At 50.7% G+C, this 18,680-nt stretch carries 15 protein-coding genes; 11 read left to right on the top strand and 4 right to left on the bottom strand.

Annotation, left to right across the window (positions count from 1 at the left end):
* Nucleotides 1-143 precede the first annotated feature (143 nt).
* The 5 genes from E6Q52_RS07725 (at nt 144) to E6Q52_RS07705 (ending at nt 4,318) form a co-directional block, all read left to right on the top strand.
* The gene (locus E6Q52_RS07725; protein WP_292820731.1) at nt 144-647 is read left to right on the top strand and encodes a hypothetical protein; all 504 of its coding nucleotides are present in this window, start codon (nt 144-146) and stop codon (nt 645-647) included.
* 247 nt (nt 648-894) lie between these two features.
* Nucleotides 895-1,998, top strand: a complete 1,104-nt coding sequence (gene earP / locus E6Q52_RS07720) for an elongation factor P maturation arginine rhamnosyltransferase EarP (protein WP_292820728.1) — start codon at nt 895-897, stop codon at nt 1,996-1,998.
* Nucleotides 1,999-2,040: 42 nt separating this feature from the next.
* Entirely contained in the window at nt 2,041-2,601 is a 561-nt protein-coding gene (gene efp / locus E6Q52_RS07715) for an elongation factor P (protein ID WP_292820725.1), read from the top strand.
* Nucleotides 2,602-2,791: 190 nt separating this feature from the next.
* The gene (locus E6Q52_RS07710; protein WP_292820722.1) at nt 2,792-3,268 is read left to right on the top strand and encodes a hypothetical protein; all 477 of its coding nucleotides are present in this window, start codon (nt 2,792-2,794) and stop codon (nt 3,266-3,268) included.
* A gap of 141 nt (nt 3,269-3,409) precedes the next feature.
* Nucleotides 3,410-4,318, top strand: a complete 909-nt coding sequence (locus tag E6Q52_RS07705; protein ID WP_292820719.1) for a hypothetical protein — start codon at nt 3,410-3,412, stop codon at nt 4,316-4,318.
* Nucleotides 4,319-4,321: 3 nt separating this feature from the next.
* Here E6Q52_RS07705 and E6Q52_RS07700 read toward each other — a convergent pair whose 3' ends face one another.
* Nucleotides 4,322-4,606, bottom strand: a complete 285-nt coding sequence (locus E6Q52_RS07700) for a DUF2934 domain-containing protein (RefSeq protein WP_292820716.1) — start codon at nt 4,604-4,606, stop codon at nt 4,322-4,324.
* 141 nt (nt 4,607-4,747) lie between these two features.
* Here E6Q52_RS07700 and E6Q52_RS07695 point away from each other — a divergent pair, with 141 nt between their 5' ends.
* Nucleotides 4,748-6,034, top strand: coding sequence for a sugar MFS transporter (locus E6Q52_RS07695; RefSeq protein ID WP_292820713.1), 1,287 nt, complete (start codon nt 4,748-4,750; stop codon nt 6,032-6,034).
* 66 nt (nt 6,035-6,100) lie between these two features.
* On the opposite strand, the gene tldD is transcribed toward E6Q52_RS07695, so the two are convergent.
* The 3 genes from tldD to E6Q52_RS07680 form a co-directional block, all read right to left on the bottom strand.
* Nucleotides 6,101-7,540 (bottom strand): metalloprotease TldD, encoded by a 1,440-nt coding sequence (tldD, locus tag E6Q52_RS07690; RefSeq protein WP_292820710.1) that lies wholly within the window; start codon nt 7,538-7,540, stop codon nt 6,101-6,103.
* 78 nt (nt 7,541-7,618) lie between these two features.
* Nucleotides 7,619-8,473, bottom strand: coding sequence for a carbon-nitrogen hydrolase family protein (locus E6Q52_RS07685; protein ID WP_292820707.1), 855 nt, complete (start codon nt 8,471-8,473; stop codon nt 7,619-7,621).
* 33 nt (nt 8,474-8,506) lie between these two features.
* Entirely contained in the window at nt 8,507-12,352 is a 3,846-nt protein-coding gene (locus E6Q52_RS07680; RefSeq protein WP_292820704.1) for a YhdP family protein, read from the bottom strand.
* Between the two features lie 178 nt (nt 12,353-12,530).
* Here E6Q52_RS07680 and E6Q52_RS07675 point away from each other — a divergent pair, with 178 nt between their 5' ends.
* The 5 genes from E6Q52_RS07675 (at nt 12,531) to lysS (ending at nt 18,668) form a co-directional block, all read left to right on the top strand.
* Nucleotides 12,531-14,432 (top strand): ATP-binding cassette domain-containing protein, encoded by a 1,902-nt coding sequence (locus tag E6Q52_RS07675; RefSeq protein ID WP_292820701.1) that lies wholly within the window; start codon nt 12,531-12,533, stop codon nt 14,430-14,432.
* A gap of 42 nt (nt 14,433-14,474) precedes the next feature.
* Nucleotides 14,475-15,047, top strand: a complete 573-nt coding sequence (locus tag E6Q52_RS07670) for a hypothetical protein (RefSeq protein ID WP_292820698.1) — start codon at nt 14,475-14,477, stop codon at nt 15,045-15,047.
* Nucleotides 15,048-15,223: 176 nt separating this feature from the next.
* Nucleotides 15,224-15,904, top strand: coding sequence for a response regulator transcription factor (locus E6Q52_RS07665; protein WP_292820695.1), 681 nt, complete (start codon nt 15,224-15,226; stop codon nt 15,902-15,904).
* Nucleotides 15,905-15,923: 19 nt separating this feature from the next.
* Nucleotides 15,924-17,078 (top strand): ATP-binding protein, encoded by a 1,155-nt coding sequence (locus E6Q52_RS07660; protein WP_292820691.1) that lies wholly within the window; start codon nt 15,924-15,926, stop codon nt 17,076-17,078.
* Nucleotides 17,079-17,129: 51 nt separating this feature from the next.
* Nucleotides 17,130-18,668 (top strand): lysine--tRNA ligase, encoded by a 1,539-nt coding sequence (gene lysS, locus E6Q52_RS07655; RefSeq protein WP_292820688.1) that lies wholly within the window; start codon nt 17,130-17,132, stop codon nt 18,666-18,668.
* Nucleotides 18,669-18,680: the final 12 nt, after the last annotated feature.

Below are 18,680 nucleotides of genomic sequence, written 5' to 3'. Positions count from 1 at the left end.
GGAAGTTCAGTCCTCAACACGGCCTAATTGCGTATAATCTCATGGTTGATTAAAGCAAATTATATTTATGCCGTTGAATAGATAGATAAGCGTCAGTCATATTCTGTCATAGACAATAGAGAGATACATACAGGTTAGTGTTCATGGTGCCACCAGTCATAGTAGATATTGAAGCATCCGGTTTCGGCGTGGGTAGTTACCCGGTCGAGATTGGTTACGTCGATAGCAAAGGCGACGTCTGGAGCGCGCAGGTACAACCGCATGCTGACTGGCTGCATTGGGATAAAGAAGCCGAAAAGCTGCATCAGCAGTCGCGTCAGTCTTTAGAGGCGCACGGTCAAACGGCAAAAGAAATTGCAATCCACCTCAACCAGGTCTTTGCCGGGCAAACCGTATATACCGATGGCTGGTACCAAGACTTTGTCTGGTTGCATAGCTTGTTCGAGGCCGCAGTGATGAGTCCACGTTTTAAGCTGGAAGATTTAAGTGTGACCTTAAGCCCAGAGCAACAGGCGATGTGGCACGAGACCAAGCAGGCGTTGCGTGAAAGCCTCGCCTTACAACAGCATAGAGCGTCTACCGATGCCAAAGTATTACAACTGACCTGGTTAAAAACTGCTGAAATGGCGACTGCGCTGACTGAGTAACCCTGATAAAAAATCTGGTTGCCGCATAAACCAAGCCCCTTCATCGCGCAAAAAGCGCTTTTTTGTCAGTCTTACTGACAGCTTTTTCGCCTCTACAGTATATTTCAGCCCCATCATCAGCACTGCGTTTGCCAGGCGCTTTCTCAATCTTGGTTGGCAAGTTGCCGCTGCGAAGCAGCCTGACTTTAGCCAGGGTGGTTTTAAGTTACAATCGGCCATTTAGTCCTTATTGTTGTTGCCTGGTCACATGAGTTTTCAACCCCAAACCACCCAGACGTGGGATCTATTCTGCAAGGTGGTCGATAATTTTGGCGATATTGGTGTGAGCTGGCGCTTGGCACACCAATTGGCTGCAGAACACGGCATTCATATACGGTTGTGGGTGGATGATCTGGCGCTGGCGCAACAGTTTGCCGGGGCAGGGCATGCGCATATTCAGTTACAACACTGGGCAGAAAACACCGATTTTTCGGAAGCGGTACCGGTGGTGATTGAAACCTTTAGCTGCGGCTTGCCAGAAGCCTATCAACAGCAGATGCGCAAGCAGGCATCTCTTTGGGTCAATGTCGATTATTTATCAGCAGAGCGCTGGGTGGAGAGCTTTCATGCGCAGCCTTCGCCGCAAGCCAACGGCCTGCTGCGTCATTTCTTTTACCCCGGGTTTACATCAGGCACCGGCGGTTTGCTGCGCGAAGCCAGTTTGCCAGCGTTGCAAGCGCAGGCACGTTGGTCTGATTTAGGTCTGACAGCAGCGCCTGGCAGGCTCACGCTATCCTTATTTTGCTATGCCCATGCACCATTGGCGGCTTTGGTGGATAGCCTGCAAGCCTCGGCGGTGCCGGTGCGAGTATTCGTGCCGCACACGGTTGCGCCATTATTGGCCAAGGCACTTGATACGCCTGTGTTGCAGGTTGGTGACCGTCTGCAGCGCCAACAATGCGAGTTTTTGGTGATCCCGTTTTTATCGCAAACCGATTACGACCGCTTGCTGTGTTTATGTGACTTGAATTTTGTACGTGGCGAAGATAGCTGGATACGCGCTTTATGGGCGGGCAAGCCCATGATTTGGCTGCCTTATCAGCAGAGCGAAGACGCCCACTTGCTGAAACTCAACGCCTTTATGGCGCATTACCTGTTGGCGGCCGATGCTGGATTGTCTGATGTCATCCACAACGCCATGCTGGCGTGGGCACAAGGGGCGTGGCAGGCACAGCACTGGCAGGCGTTATTAACCGCTTTGCCGCAGTTCGCCTTGCACGCCAGCGCCTTTAAAGTCAGCCAGTCACAGCAGCATGATTTGGCGACTAACTTGGTGATTTTCATTGAGAAATGTCGTACACATCGGGTATAATTCTGCGCTTTCAAATCCCGCATACACATTAAGGCTTAATTTATGAAAATCGCTCAAGACCTCCGCGTTGGCAACGTAGTGATGATTGGCAATGACCCGATGGTTATTGTAAAAACCGAATACAACAAATCTGGCCGTAACTCTGCAGTGGTTAAAATGAAAATGAAAAACTTGCTGACAGAAGCACCAAGCGAGAACGTTTATGCTGCGCAAGACAAGTTTGATGTGATCGTATTGGAAAAGAAAGAAGTGACTTACTCTTACTTTGCTGATCCTACCTACGTATTTATGGATGCTGAGTACAACCAATATGACGTGGATGCCGAGTTTATGGAAGACGCGCTGCCATACCTGGAAGATGGTATGCCATGTGAAGTGCGTTTTTATGAAGGCAAAGCGATTTCTATCGAATTGCCAACTACCGTGGTGCGTGAAATCACTTACACCGAGCCTGCTGTTAAGGGTGATACTTCCGGTAAAGTGATGAAACCAGCCAAAATCGCGACCGGTTTTGAGATCCCAGTGCCACTCTTTGTGAGCCAGGGCGACAAGATCGAGATCGACACACGTACTGGTGAATACCGTAACCGTGTGATGAAGTAATCGCGCTGATTCGCTCAAAACCCCGGACCTGTCCGGGGTTTTTTATTGCCTGTTGATTAGGGTGCTATTGCTGTGAGCAACACGGCAGGGAAATCTGGTGTGGTTTATCAGGAATCATTCACTGGGTAGCGCTTGCGTTTTGCCTAACAATAAAGTGACTGCTTTTCATCATGCCAATATGGGGGTTGCAATGCGTTATCAGCACAAGCATCAAACATGTACCTTTTTGACATTATTGTTTGCCTGTTATAGCTTGCTGGCGAGCATGCAGGTGGTCGCCGAAGCTGATCCACGCTCACTCAAGCATCCCGTCATTGGGTATTGGGAGTCTCGTGTGCCGGAAAGCGGTTGCCTGGAAACCTATTGGTTTAAAGAAGATGGCTCCGCGGTATTGACCAGTGGTGATGAGCAACTGGAGGAGCACTATGACGTCACGCCGCAGCCTGATGCACAAGGCTTTTTCAAACTGAATCACCGAGTCACCCTGAGTAACAAGGCGGCAGACTGTACCCAGCAACGCGCTGAAATCGGTAGCGAACAGACCAGTTTTTTGCTGTTTAAACCAGATGGCAGCAGTTTTATTGTTTGTGATAATGATGATCCTTCGCTAGAAAGCTGTTTCGGCCCCGTTGAGTTGAAAAACAACGCCAGCAGAGGCTTGCCTTAACAGGTAGTGCCTATGCGGCGGTTGAGGTTGGCTTTATTCAGGCGCGTGTTGCCTGTACTGTTGGCTTCTCTGGGGCTTGCGCTTGGGCTTATCTTGGGGCATTCCAGCCAGGCTATTATTCACGGCCTAACATTTCCGGGCATGGCGATTTCTACCGTGAAGTTAAATGTGCAGCACGCACATTTTTTGCAGTCGGTTGAAAAGTGGGAGTATTACGACTCGATTTGCAGCGCGGCGATTGTTGGCCTCAAGCCACTTACTTTAATTACCGCGGCGCATTGCCTGAAAGAGGTACGGTTGACGGGCCCGCTGGGATTGCCCATGCTTGGTATTGCTCAGCCCGAGCTGTTGGGCATGGAGCAGGTTGAGCTCAAACAGGCGTTTTATCGGCCATTTAACGTGGTTGCCGAAGACCTGACGCAAGATATTGCGGTACTGGTGTTTGACGCCAAAGTGCATAGTCTGATACAGCCTTTACGCATCCGCCTGGGCGATTATTTACCCGAGCTCATCATGATTTGCGGCTATGGGCGCGGCTATGGTGAAGCGGATACTCGGCACCCGCGTTGTGGTGAACGAAAACCCGTGCGTGATTTATCAGACTTTTATCAGGTTTTGCCTAAAGCCTATCGTGACATGGATGAAATGTTACACCTGCAAGCGCAAACCCAGTTTGCCTATACGCAGGAGTTGGTGCACGCTGAAAAAGCATTGCTGGCGGTGAACCGTTTGAACGACATGGATCAATATGACCACACCATGCCCATGCCTACCGTCGGCGATTCAGGCGGCCCCTGGCTGGTGCTGAATGACTTGGGGCAGTATGAGTTACTGGCGATCACCAGCCTGGTCGAGCGTTTTTATAACCCAAGCGCCAACTGGCCGTTTTTTCAGAAACAGGTGCCGCTGTCGGAGTACCCCTATGTTGCCTATGGGTTACGTTTAAGCCATCCTGAGGTGCTGGGATTTTTACAATACGCGCAACATAGCGGTGCCGATATTCAGTTCACGTCGGCACCGCGCATTCCACGTCTGAGTCAGCCGGAATAGTCTTCAGGCATTCAATTTGGCATTAATCTCTTGTTCAGCTTCTAGCCAGTAGTCTAGATGGTTGTGACCAAAGCCTTTTTTCTCCGCAATGTAATAGGCCGCTACTTCAATCATTTTGTAGCGCTCTTCACTGGTCACAATGGCTGTTTTGGCTGTTTTTTTACGTGAAGTGGCTGGCTTGGCAGCTTTTTCTGACGCAGTTTTTTTTGGGGCAATTTTGGGCGCGGCGGCTTTCTTTGCTGTGGTCACTTTTTTAGGGGATGCGTCGGAAGTTTTACTAGATGCCATACTATGTCTCCTTGGTGTAGAGGTGAGTGAAAGCGTCGACTTGTGGTCGCTGTAAAGTGATATTAAGAGCGAGCGACGTCCAGCGTCAAGCCTTAATCGGCAATCCATTTGATCTGCGTTAAATTTTGAGCCTTCATTTTTGTGTTTGGGGTTGAATGGCGTCTGGTATTCATCGCCAAAACGCCTGGTTGCGATAAAAGCAGCTTCCAAAGCCTGCCTATTTATGGTGTAGTTACCCGCTTATTGCTATTGAAAGACCGTATGTATAAAAAAGCACTCACCTCACTGACCGTATTGTTTTTTATGATGGGGTTTATCACCTGTTTAAACGATATTTTGGTGCCATATCTCAAAGCTATATTTGCCCTGACCTATAGCCAGGCAGCGCTTATTCAGTTCTGTTTTTTTGCTGCCTACGGCCTGACTTCTATCCCGTTTAGCAAGCTGATTGAAAACATCGGCTATCAAAAAGGCATGGTGGTTGGCTTTGCGCTGGCGGCACTTGGTTGCCTGCTGTTTTACCCGGCCGTCCTTTTACATACTTATGCGTTATTTTTAGGCGCATTGTTTGTACTGGCTTCTGGCATTGTGCTACTGCAAGTGGCTGCGAACCCATGTGTCTCTATTATTGGGCCTAAAGAGACAGCGTCTTCACGACTGACCATGGCACAAGCATTCAATTCCCTGGGGACTTTTATCGCCCCATTCTTTGGCGCTTATTTTATTCTTTCAGGCTTAACCAACTCAGTGTATGCCGAGGGCGTGGTTTATCCTTACTTCTTGATTGCGATGGTATTAATCGTGATTGCGCTGGTGCTTTCGCGCCTGAACCTGGCTGGCATGGAGACCAATGCGCCAGATGAAAGTACCTGGCAGGAGGTCTTAAAAGAAAAGAGCCTGTTATTCGGCGTGATTGGTATTTTTGCTTATGTAGGCGCTGAAGTTGCGATCGGTAGTTTCCTGGTGAACTATGTGATGGAAATCCTGCATGTGCCAGAAACTGAAGCGGCCCCTTTGATTGCGCTTTATTGGGGCGGTGCCATGATAGGCCGTTTTATCGGTATTTTTACCTTGAAAGCATTTGCGCCTGCCAAGGTGCTCATGGTACATGCACTGCTGTCTGTATTATTGCTCCTGGTTTCAATGCAGACGGTGGGTGTCATCGCCATTGGCAGCATGGTACTGGTAGGCTTGTGCAACTCGATTATGTTCCCAACGATTTTCACTCTGAGTATTAAGGGCTTGAAAGCAGGCCAGGAGAAAAAAGGCTCCGGTTTGCTGGCAACAGCTATTTTAGGCGGCGCAGTAGTGCCATTGTTGACAGGCATGCTCGCTGACCGTATTGGCTTGCATCATGCTTTTGTATTGCCGGTGATCTGTTATACCTATATTGCGTGGTTGGGGATCAACCATCTTAAAGCGCGATAATATTCAGTCATAAAAAAGCTGCCGATAGGCAGCTTTTTTATTTAATGATGAATGCACTTCTCGGTATTACGCTGACGTTCCACCCACCGTTAGCCCGTCAATCTTCAGCGTCGGTTGTCCAACACCTACCGGCACGCTTTGGCCTTCTTTGCCACAGGTGCCAACGCCGCTATCCAGCGTCATGTCATTGCCTATCATACTGACTTTGGTCAGCACATCCGGGCCGTTACCAATCAGGGTAGCACCTTTGACCGGGTAGGTGATTTTTCCGTCTTCAATCATGTAGGCTTCTGCTGCGCTGAACACGAATTTGCCGCTGGTGATGTCGACCTGGCCGCCGCCAAAGTTGGCTGCGTAGAGGCCTTTTTTAACCGACTTGATAATCTCTTGCGGGTCTTTGTCACCATTGAGCATATAGGTGTTGGTCATGCGCGGCATGGGGATGTGTGCGTAGCTTTCGCGGCGCGCGTTGCCAGTGAGGCCCATATTCATCAGGCGTGCGTTGAGCGTGTCTTGTATATAGCCGCGCAGGATGCCGTCTTCAATCAGTACGGTGTTCTGTGGCGCATTGCCTTCGTCGTCCATGGTCAGCGAGCCGCGACGGTCTTGTATGGTGCCGTCGTCAACAATGGTGATGCCTTTGGCCGCGACTTGCTGGCCGATCATATTGCTGAAGGCACTGCTGCCTTTGCGGTTAAAGTCACCTTCGAGGCCGTGGCCGATGGCTTCGTGCAGTAAGATGCCTGGCCAGCCATTGCCTAGCACAACAGTCATGCTGCCAGCCGGGGCAGGGCGTGCGTCGAGGTTCACCAGCGCCTGATGTACTGCTTTCTGGGCGTAGTCTTGCAAGACTTCATCGGTGAAGTAGCTGTAATCAAAGCGACCACCGCCACCACTAGACCCTTGTTCGCGGCGGCCATTATGTTCGGCAATCACTTGCAGCGATAAGCGCACCAATGGGCGCACGTCGCCCGCCATGACGCCATCGCTGCGTGCAACTAACACGACTTCATATTCTGCGGCAATCGAGGCCATGACCTGTGTGATGCGCGGGTCTTGCGCCTTGGCGTAGCGCTCCAGTTTTTCCAGCAGCTTCACTTTTGCATCTGCACTCAGGCTGGCAATTGGGTCTTGCGGCAAATAGAGCGGGGTATGGCTGCGTGTGATAATGCTGTGGCCAGTTTTTTCCTGGCCCAGGTTGGCAATGGCGCGCGTGGCACTTGCCGCTTGTTGCAAGGCATCGAGGTGGATGTCATCAGAGTAGGCAAACGCCGTTTTTTCGCCACTTACGGCGCGCACGCCTACCCCCTGGTCGATATTAAAGCTACCAGACTTTACCTGGCCCTCTTCCAGCCCCCACGATTCGCTACGGCTATATTGAAAATACAGGTCAGCATAGTCAATATTGTGCGTCATCATGCCAGACAATACATTGGTTAAAGCGCTGTGATCCAGCCCGGCGGGGCGTAGTAGCAAGTCGTTGGCGGTGGTGAGTAGCGTTTGCATATTAAGTCACTTGTTGTAATCGTGAAATTTGGAGTCGATTTGTAGCAAAGAGTGCCAGCTTGGCACTCAGTGTTTTCATTAAATCGCCTTAATCGTTTTGTGTTTGAGCGCTGGCAAGCTTTGGCGCAGGTTTTTAATATAGTTGCGGTTCACATTGGCAACCACAATGCCTGAGCCACGTGGCAGGCGATCTAGTACCACGCCCCAAGGGTCTACAATCATGCTGTTGCCGTGGGTTTCGCGGCCAGATAAATGGTAGCCGCCTTGGGCTGAGGCAATGACATAACTGAGGTTTTCTACCGCGCGTGCCCGCACCAGCGTTTCCCAGTGCGCTTTACCGGTGGTTTCGGTAAATGCCGAGGGCACCACGATCATGTCGACCTCACCCATGGCGCGGAACAGCTCGGGAAAGCGCAAGTCGTAGCAGATCGACAGGCCGATACGGCCAAATGGCGTCTCTACCGTCACCACCGTGTCACCAGGCTCTATGGTGTTTTCTTCGTGGTAATGCTCGGTGCCCATATCGAGACCAAACAGGTGGATTTTGTCATAGCGCGCCACTTGCTCACCCTTGTCGTTATAGACCAGGCAGCTATTGCGCACTTTGTTCGCGTAATGGCTTTCGAGCGGCACGCTACCAGCGACGATCCAGATTTTAAAAGCCTTGGCGGTTTTGCTCAAAAACTGCTGAATCGGGCCATCATTTTGTTTTTCACGTATGGTGACTTTATCAAATTCTTTCAGTCCCATGATGCAAAAGTATTCTGGCAGCACCACCAGTTTGGCACCGGCTTTGGCCGCCATTTCGATCAGGCGCTTAGCTTCGACCAAATTCGCAGCCACATTGGGGCTAGAAGCCATTTGAACCGCGGCGACTTTGACGATGTCATCACTGGCGGCTGATTTGAGTTTTTTAGTTTTTTTGTCTGCCATGGCAAATTTTCCATTGAAATAATAATATTGGCATTAATGCAGGCCTTTCAAGGGCTGTGCAGCCGGGGCGGGTGCTTTTTTATCCACCTCCGCTTCCTGCGGATTATCCCATGTGCCTGTAATCATATACTCACTGGCACTGATTTTGTTAAGCGGGTCTTTGAGTAATTTTTGCGCCACAAACGCAGCCACACCCACAATCGGGCCGCCAGCCAGTGCGGCCAGCGACACCGAGTCGCTAATATGTGGCACTACTTTTACCCGCAAGCGCTGCGTTTCTGCTTTTAAATTGGCTTCGCCTTTAATGCTAGCCTCGGCGGCAGGGCCAGTCATAAACAGGTCGTTACTACGCAAAATACCATCTTTAATATTGGCGGTAGAGGTGATTTTGTCAAACGCAAAGCCTTCGCTAAACAGGTCGCGGAAATCGAGGGTTAATCGACGTGGCAGGCTTTGCAAGCTCAATAATCCCAATAAACGACCGACGCCTGGCTGCACTTTTAAAATCTGGCCTTTTTCAAGCTGCATAGTGAAATTCCCATCCAGACGTTCTACGGCAAACTCGTGTGGGCTGCCTGGCCAGCCAAGCTGACCGTTCATATTGCCCGTGCCGCCTTTCACCATCTCGCCGCCAGGCTGAAAGCGCTGCAGGGTTTTGCCTAGGTTACTTGAGGTCAGGTTAAATTTGAGCATGGTTTGCGGGCTGCGCACCGAGTTGCGCCAGGTGCCGTCTGCGGTGAGCTGGCTGTCGCTGTTGCTGATATTCATGCGCTGTATCACCCAGCTTTCACCGCTGTTGTAGGCTTTTAAATCCAGGCTGCCCAGTTGTTTATCGCCAAACTGGAAGTCTTGCGCCGTGATGTCCAGCTCAGGGTAAGTCAGGTCTAAACGACGTACTTCAGCCGGATTGACCGTACTATCGGTATCCATGCTGCGGGGGATACGCAGATAATTCAGTTTAGCCACCAGTTTGCTGGGTTTGCCTGCAATCCAGTCCGCCTCACCCGCCAGCTCCTGGCTTTGTACGGCGAGTTTGAGCCGCTCGTTTTCTGGCGAGATGTTTAACTTGATCTGATGCAGGTTGCGGTCAAAGACATGCAAAGTGCCTGCGGTCAGCTCTATTTGATTCAATGCGATTGAAGAGGATTCTGTCGCCTGATTGCCACTGCCCTGATTGAGGTAAGCCAGCCACTCATCGACATTGAGCTTTTGAAAGTCTGCGCGCAAATTAATGCCATCGCCTGTTGGCAAACGTGGTGGCGTGTTAATGGCAATTTCACCGGCGCTGACGGCGGCTGGATTATTTGCATTGCGCAAAAAGTTAGCATGAATCCAATCGTTGTAATGAATGGCGATCTTGTCGGGCTGATTGCTTTCCTGGCGGAAACGAATACTCAGATTCGCCGGGGTTTCAACGCTTTTTTTGGCCGGCTCTGGCAGGTCAATCGCCATGCCAATCAACTGCGAGCGGATGTCCAGACGGATATTCGGCGCTTGAATCAACAGATTGCTTTTCCAGTCTGTGGTGCCATGCAAGGCGCGCGTGATCGGGTTGTTATCCAGTTTTTTTAGCGCAGCATCGGTGATGCGGCCGCTGCCCTGGATAATCACCGACTTGTCTGGCCGCGTGCTCAGGCTGACGCTGGCAGGATTATCAAACATGGATAATTGCACACCTTGCGCTTGCAAGCCTTTTTCGTTGAATTTTAAATGGCCATTGATATTGCTCATTTCCGGCATGGCAATTTGTGGGTTGGCGGCAATATGGCCGTTTTTAATGTTGTAATCGCCCTGAAACTGGCTGGCATCGACATCATTGAGCGGCACTTGCAGACCGAGTTTGAGTTCGGCATTGCCTGACGTTTTCAAAAAATCGGTAAAGCCCATGGTGACTTGTCGAACCGGGCTGGTGTTAACGAATTTAACGCCTTGTTCAACCGTGCCGGTGGCCGCCGCTTTAATATTGAGCATGGGCCAGTCGGCATCCAATTGCGGAATTTCGACCTGTGCTTGTGTAATGTGCTGGCCGACAGTCGTGCCGTTTTTCACGGCGATATCCATGCGTTTTCCTTCAAATTTCATGAAAGCATCAATATTTTGCACCACCGGCCAGTCGGTGCCATATTCCAGGCTGGCGCGATCCACTTGCGCGGTGACGCGGAACAAGCCCAGCGATGGGTCCGGCTGGTGTGCCTGATTGACATAAGGGAAATCACTGACGCGGCCTTTAACAATCACTTCACCATGCCTGATTTGGCCACCCAGAATAGACGTATCGAGCCAGTGCAAGGTCGACTCACCCAATATGAGCGGGTAATAAAACGGGGCAAACTTGGCATCGCCACGCTCAATCTGGCTTTGTAGTTGTATGGTGTCGCCACCTGCCGCGCCCAGTTGATATTCCATATTGGTACGCAAGGCCAGGTGTGGATTGCTAAAGTGCAGGTTGCGGGTGCTGATCAAGGTTTTCTGCCCGTTATTGCGCCACTCAATCTCGCCTTGCAGGCTGTCAATGGGTAGTGCCCAGCGCAGCAGACCTGCAAGCTCAATCGTGGCCTTGCTGGTATCTAACTCAACGCTGCCAGCATTTGGTTGCACTGACAATTGACCGGACCAGTTATCCAGGCCTGGCAGGTTGGCATAGGCTTGTGTATGCAAGCCGCTAAAGTTGGCAGTGATGGCGTAATCGCGCCACTGGTTGCCTTGCGCAAGCCAGCGCGCTTTGATTTTAGAGGCATTGCCCGCAGGCGCCATGTGTTCAAGATAAGTGGCTATTGGAGAGTCTGGCGGTAACCATTGCGCAAATAAATCACCCTGTGCGAGGCTGAATTTTTTAACCGTGACTGTGCCTTCATGGCCTTTGTTATCCCATTGCAGTTCGCCATTGGTATCCTCCAGCACCAAGCCGGGCTGAACATTCGCCGAGAAATGCTTGAGGGTGACCATAAACCGTTGTTCTACCCGTTGCCAACGTAGCTCGCCAGTCACGCTTTTAGCCACAAAGGTTTGTGGCTCGTTGGCCGGTTTAACGGCGACATTGGTCAGCGCTACCTGTGCAGCCAAACGTTGTAATTGCAGCGCTTCAAATGCCAACGTGGTGGTCAGATTGCCCTGGCCTGATTGCACTTTAACTGGCAAATCTAACCAGGGGCTCCAGGTGGCTAAATCGGTTTCTGGCAAGCGTAGCGAAATTTCGCCATGCCAGGCTTCGGGTTTGGCTACATCGTTCCCGACCACGACAGACTCGAGGGTAATGCGCTGCTTTGTGCCGGTAGACACCAGGCTGTCGATGTGGATGCTATGCCGGTGCAACAGGCGTTGCCAGACGGGTGTCAATATTTCAATGTTCAGGTCTTCAAGCAAGAGAGGGGGCGCTTGACGCTGCTCATCCAGCCAGGTGATGGTGGCGTGAGAGACCTTGATGCGCCGCTGTGCCAGCAGCCAGTTTGCAAACGCCGGATTGCCTTGTCCGGACATGGAAATGCCCGCTAAAAATAGTTCGCCATCAGCGGTGCGCCTGATGACTAAATTGGGCGCGTCTATGCTCAGGCTGACTAATGAAGGTGAAAGCAGCACCAGGCTACTCCACGACAGGCGTGTCGTCACCTGCGATAATTCCAGCGCAGGGCGGTGCTCGGTATCAAACACTGTGACCTTGCCCAGGGTGATTTGTGGTGCCAGGCCGCGCCAGCGAATACCGATATGCGCAATAGTCACTTGCTGTTTGAGCGACTGGCTCAGTGCTTGCTCAATGCGACCTCTGTAGTCGTCAATATGTGGAAAAACATAAAACTGGATGACGCCAATAATGCCTGCCAGCATGATGAAAATCACCATCATGAGTGTAACCAGCCAGCGTTTGATTTTTTGCAAAGGCATAAAGACGTTTAACAAGGATTGAAGAGGTTTAAAGATAACTGACTATTTTACTCGAAAACAGTTGCGCAACCGCAGTAGAACTCCCTGCTAAGGGCGGAATTATTCAGCCAGAATAGGGGTGATTCGTTTAAAATGCCACTCTTTTTGCAACGTTGTTTTTAAATGAAAGTGATTGTCAGTGATTCAGTTTAAACAACTGACTTTTTCCAGAGCAGGTAAAACACTGGTTGAGGCCGCTAGTTTTCAGTTGCACCCCGGGCATCGCGTTGGCCTGACGGGCGCCAATGGCGCAGGTAAATCGACCTTGTTTGCCTTGCTGCGTGGCGAGCTCACGGCAGATGTTGGCGAGTTACTGATGCCGCCACAATGGGTAATCGCCCATGTGGCGCAGGAAACCCCCGCGTTGGCGCAGTCTGCCCTCGAATACACCCTAGATGGCGATGAAGAGTTGCGCACCCTGCAAGCCAAGCTTGCGCAAGCGGAGGCAGGTGATAGCCATGACCCGTTGCATGTTGCCGAGTGGCATCAGCGCCTGGCGGATATCGATGGCTACAGTGCAGAAGCCAGAGCCAGCGCCTTATTAGCCGGGTTGGGCTTTTCTCAAGCGCAGTTAAGTCGTGCAGTCAGTGATTTTTCGGGTGGTTGGCGCATGCGCCTTAATCTGGCGCGCGCCTTGATGTGCCGCTCGGATTTGTTATTGCTAGATGAACCGACCAATCACCTGGATATTGAGGCGGTGATCTGGCTAGAAGGCTGGCTGAGTGCGTATCGTGGCACTTTGCTGCTCATTTCGCATGATCGCGAGTTTCTCGATAACACCGTGAACCATATTCTGCACATCGAGCAGCAGCAACTGACTTTGTATCGTGGTGGCTACAGTGATTTTGAGCGCCAGCGTGCCGAGAAGTTGACTTTGCAACAGGCCAGTTATCAAAAGCAGCAGCAGCAAATGGCGCATTTGCAGAAATATATTGATCGTTTTCGGGCGCAGGCGACCAAAGCGCGGCAGGCACAAAGCCGTATCAAGGCCCTTGAGCGCATGGAGCGTATCAGTGCCGCGCATGTCGATTCACCTTTCAGTTTTAGTTTTCGTGACTTAGGCTCCGCCCCCGACCCTTTATTGGTGATGAATCAGGCGGCGCTTGGCTATGCCGGGCAAACGCTGGTCAAGCTGGCCCATTTGGCGATTCGCCCAGGGGAACGCATTGGGTTGTTGGGCAAAAACGGTGCCGGTAAATCTACCTTGATCAAAGCCCTGGCGCAGTCAGAAACCCTGTTGTCAGGTGAGCGGGTAGAAGGCAAAGATTTACGGATTGGTTATTTTGCCCAGCACCAGCTAGAACAACTGGTTGCCACTGATTCGCCTTTGCAACATTTGCAGCGGCTGGATACGCAAACCCGAGAGCAGGAGTTGCTGGATTTTTTAGGTGGTTTTGATTTCAGGGGCGAGATGGCCAAAACAGCCTGCGGACCATTTTCTGGCGGCGAAAAGTCACGCCTGGCATTAGCCATGCTGATTTGGCAACGGCCTAACCTGATTTTGCTGGATGAGCCGACCAACCACCTGGATATTGAAATGCGGCATGCCTTGTCCATGGCTTTGCAAGCCTATGAAGGTGGCATGGTCATGGTGTCACACGATCGCACGCTGCTGGCCACTTGTTGCGAAAAGTTTGTGCTCGTAGCTGATGGCCAAGCCAATGTGTTTGATGGCGACCTGGAAGATTACAAAGTGTCGTTAATCAAAACGGCGCAAACAGAAGCCACGGCCAGTCGGCCTGCGGTCGTCAAGCAAAACAGCTATCATCAGCAAAAAGCAGACAGGCAGGCGCGCTTGGTAGAGCGTAGGCCGTTGCTCAAAACACTGGCGACACTGGAAACTCAGCTGACCAAGTTCACGCAAGAAAAGCAGGGGATTGAAAGTCGCCTGGCAGATAGCGCGATTTATGAGGTCGAACAGCGCGAAACACTGCAATCGCTCTTGATTGCACAAGGCGAAAATCAAAAACAACTCGATGCCATCGAGGAGCAGTGGCTGGATGTGCAGGAAAAGCTGGAAGCGCTGCCAGAGATTGAATAACGCGATCATATTGAATGAATCAGGATTAATAAGGGGATCAACATGGAAATGACTTACGAAGAACGCTTGCGGTTTATGCATCAACTGTGTCAGGCCCAAACGCGGGCAGATGCGCCTTCTGAAGCGCAAGCGGTTGCCGCTTTTGCGCATGGCGATGTCGAAGAGTCCGTGCATTATCTGGCCAGCTTTTTAACCTTTAAAGCCATTCAGACTGCAGATCGTCACCCGGCAGATGAATTGCAAAATGATTTTGACATGCTGGGCGTCTATCAATGTTTCGGCTTGATGGTGTATGCTTTTCTGTTCATGCCGCTGACGCAGGAAGGGCATCAGCCGGATTACGACCGGGCGCAGATCACCATCGGTAAAACCTTATTTGACGGCCTGGCGCCGGAGATGTTGGCCGAGATCATCGAGTCAGGTTTTCATAAGTTTAGATTGATTGCAGAGGCCGAGTCTGAGCACTGGCAAGAGTACCGTGAAAATCTGGACAAAGTGACCATTAGTTACATGATTGCTACCACTGACGATGACAGCCCACACAGCGCAGATGAAGTGTTGCCGCTGTTTGGGCAACTCTTGAGTCAATTGTGTGAAGCCTTTACTGCCGACTGAGATTTTGCATCAGAAAACATTCATGTATAATTTAAAAATGCTTAACATTTTTGATACAGTTTGAAAACTTGGGTAAAGTTGGGCGATTTACGCTTGTTAATCAATTTAATTGTTCATAATATTCCGGGGCTAAATATTTGGATAAGCCTTGTGTTATCTTTCAAAAAAGGACATAAATGAGCAAGCTGCTGTTGATTGACGATGATGTTGAATTGGCCAATATGCTGAAGGAGTTTCTGACGCAAGAAGGCTTTACCGTAACAACTGCGCACGATGGACTGACTGGAGAGCAATATGTGCTGGCCGGCAAGTTCGATCTGGTGATTCTTGATGTGATGATGCCGGGCCAGGATGGTTTGCAAACGTTGCGCAATATCAGACAACACTCTGATATTCCGGTGCTGATGCTGACAGCCAAAGATGACAACGAGGGCCGTATTGAAGGGCTAGAAGGCGGCGCTGATGATTACGTCCAGAAACCCTGTCTGCCTAGAGAGCTGGTAGCGAGAATTCGTGCAATTTTGCGCCGTCACACAAGTGACACACCAAAAGGCAATGATATTGTGGTTGGCCAACTGGTCGTTTCCAGCGAGCGCAGAAAAGTGTTCTGGGTAGATAAGCCGATTGTGTTTACCAGCACCGAGTTCAGCCTGATTGAAATCCTGGCGAAGCATGCAGGCACCATCGTCAGCAAAGAAGATTTGTCTATTCAAGCGCTGGGTCGTCCATTGGTGAAGTATGACCGTAGTATTGACGTGCATTTGAGCAGTATTCGTCAAAAAATATCAGAAGTATCTGGTGGTGTGAATGTGATCCAAACCATTTATCGCGTCGGGTATCAATTAGTTAGAGAGTAAGTAAAATAATGCGAGGGTTATGGGGCGCCTGTTCTGGAAGTTATTTGTAGCATTTTTTCTGGCGCTCATCTCCACCGGCATCATCGTCGGCAGCCTGGTCGAGTGGCAGTCGCATCAACAAATTCCCGTACATCACGGTGTCTCGCCAGCGTGTGTTGCTCAGGCTGGCTGCGCGACTAATTCAACAACCGTCACCTCTGTGCCTCAGGTCAGTGCCCAAACCGTTGAGAGACGATTTTTAGGCTTGCCCCTGACAGTCTTTTTTTTCAGTATCGTCTCCAGTGTGATTTTTTCCGGTGTGCTAGCCTGGTCAATTTCGCATCCCATCAAGCTATTGCTTGAACATCTTAAAAGCGCTGCAGAAGGCGATCTGCTGGTCAGAGTCACCCCTAAAATTACGGCCAGTCACGATGAGTTTTCTGAGTTAGGTCAGGCGTTTGATCTGATGGCGTTACGCTTGAACAATATGATCAAAAGCCAATCTAAAATGCTGCATCATGTGTCGCATGAACTGCGTTCGCCCTTGGCCCGGATCCAAATGTCGGTGGGTCTGGTGATGCAAAATCCCAAAAAAATGCAAAGTTCGTTGCAGCGTGTTGAGCTGGAAGCGGTGCGCATGGAGCGGATGATCTCTGAGTTGCTGGAAATTTTTCGCTTTGAATCTGGCATGCAAAAACTACAAAAAACCGAAGTGGATTTAAAAGGGCTGCTGACAGGCATTGTTGGCGATGTGTTATTTGAAAAACAGGATGCCAAGCTGCATCTCGATATGCCTGAAGATGTGGTGGTGGTCGATGGCCAGTTGGAGCTACTGCAACGGGCGATAGATAATGTGATTCGAAATGCCGTGAAATATGGCCCGGAAAATGGCGTGGTCACCATCACGCTGCAACACAGTGCCCGTACTAGTGAAGTGATCTTGGAGGTGGAAGATCAGGGCCAGGGGGTAGAGCCGCAAGAGCTGGAGCAGATTTTCAGACCGTTTGTGCGTGGCCGTCGTGCGTCGCAAGTAGAAGGCCATGGCATTGGCCTGGCCATGACTAAGCACATCGTTGAGGCACATGGTGGGTTCGTCAGGGCAACTAATCTTAGCCCACATGGTTTTATGATGCGCATCCATTTGCCTGAAAAGCATGAGGCTCCCGCTGATCAAGAGTCCAAAAATTGGATGTAACAATGCTAAAATAGTCGGTTTACGAATAACGTAGACGATTGCCGGATATTTATGACAGCACAACACTCCACCCCAGACAACGCGACAGAGTCAGTCGTTGATGAGAATCACGTGATTGCGGAGCGTCGCGAAAAGTTGCGCGTATTGCGCGAACAAGCCCAGGCTAGCCAAACAGCTGCTTTTCCTAACGATTTTAAGCCCGAGCACAAAGCCGCCGCGTTGCAAGAGGCTTATGCCACCAGTGACAAAGAAACACTGGACCCGCAAGAGATTGTCGTCGTCGTGGCTGGTCGCATGATGCTTAAGCGCGTGATGGGTAAAGCCAGTTTTGCGACCATTCAAGATAGCACTGCGCGTATTCAACTCTATGTCGCACGTGATGAAATCGGTGAAGAGCTCTACGAGCGTTTTAAACACTGGGATATGGGTGATATTTTGGGCGCCCGCGGCCGCTTGTTTAAAACCCGCACCGGCGAACTGTCTGTGCATGTGACCGAACTGCGTTTACTCACCAAATCGCTGCGCCCATTACCCGAAAAATTTCATGGCCTGCAAGACCAGGAAATCAAATACCGCCAGCGTTATGTCGATTTGATCACCTCAGAAGAAACCCGCGCGACGTTTAAATCCCGCTCAAAAGTCGTGGCGGCGATTCGCCAGTTCATGAACGACAACGAGTTTCTTGAGGTTGAAACCCCTATGCTGCACCCGATTCCGGGGGGCGCCTCAGCCAAGCCGTTTGTGACGCATCACAACGCGCTGGATATGCAGATGTTTATGCGCATTGCGCCAGAGCTCTACCTGAAACGCCTGATTGTGGGTGGTTTTGAGCGCGTGTTTGAAATCAACCGTAACTTCCGTAATGAAGGCCTCAGCGTGCGTCATAACCCTGAGTTCACCATGATGGAGTTTTACGCGGCTTACACCGACTATCAATGGCTGATGGATTTTACCGAACAATGTATTCGCGCCGCAGCCATTGCTGCCAACGGTACGGCCGTACTCAGCTACGCAGGTAAAGAGGTTGATTTGAGCAAGCCGTTTGAGCGCTTGACGATTGTTGGCGCGATTCAGAAATATGCGCCGCACTATACGCTGGCACAACTTAATGACGCCGACTTTTTGCGTACAGAGTTATTAAAGTTTGGCGTCAAAGCTTTTGACCATGCCGGATTGGGTGCCTTGCAGTTATCCTTGTTTGAAGAAACCGCGGAAAGCCAGCTCTGGCAGCCAACGTATATTATCGACTACCCAGTAGAAGTATCGCCGTTGGCACGTGCCTCTGATCAACAGCCAGAAATCACAGAACGTTTTGAATTGTTTATCACCGGCCGTGAAATCGCCAACGGTTTTAGTGAGTTAAACGATGCAGAGGATCAGGCTGCACGCTTCCAGGCACAAATGAAAGCCAAAGAAGCGGGTGACCAGGAAGCCATGTACTACGATGCAGACTTTATCCGTGCTCTGGAGTACGGTATGCCGCCAACCGGCGGATGTGGCATTGGTATCGACCGTCTGGTCATGCTGATTACCGATAGTCCGAGCATCCGCGACGTGATTCTGTTCCCGCACATGCGCGCAGAAAGTTAAATCATTCAAATT

Source organism: Methylophilus sp., assembly GCF_008015755.1.
Classification (GTDB): domain Bacteria; phylum Pseudomonadota; class Gammaproteobacteria; order Burkholderiales; family Methylophilaceae; genus Methylophilus.
Note: the sequence above shows the minus strand (reverse complement) of the source record. Positions and strands in the feature narration are given on the sequence as shown.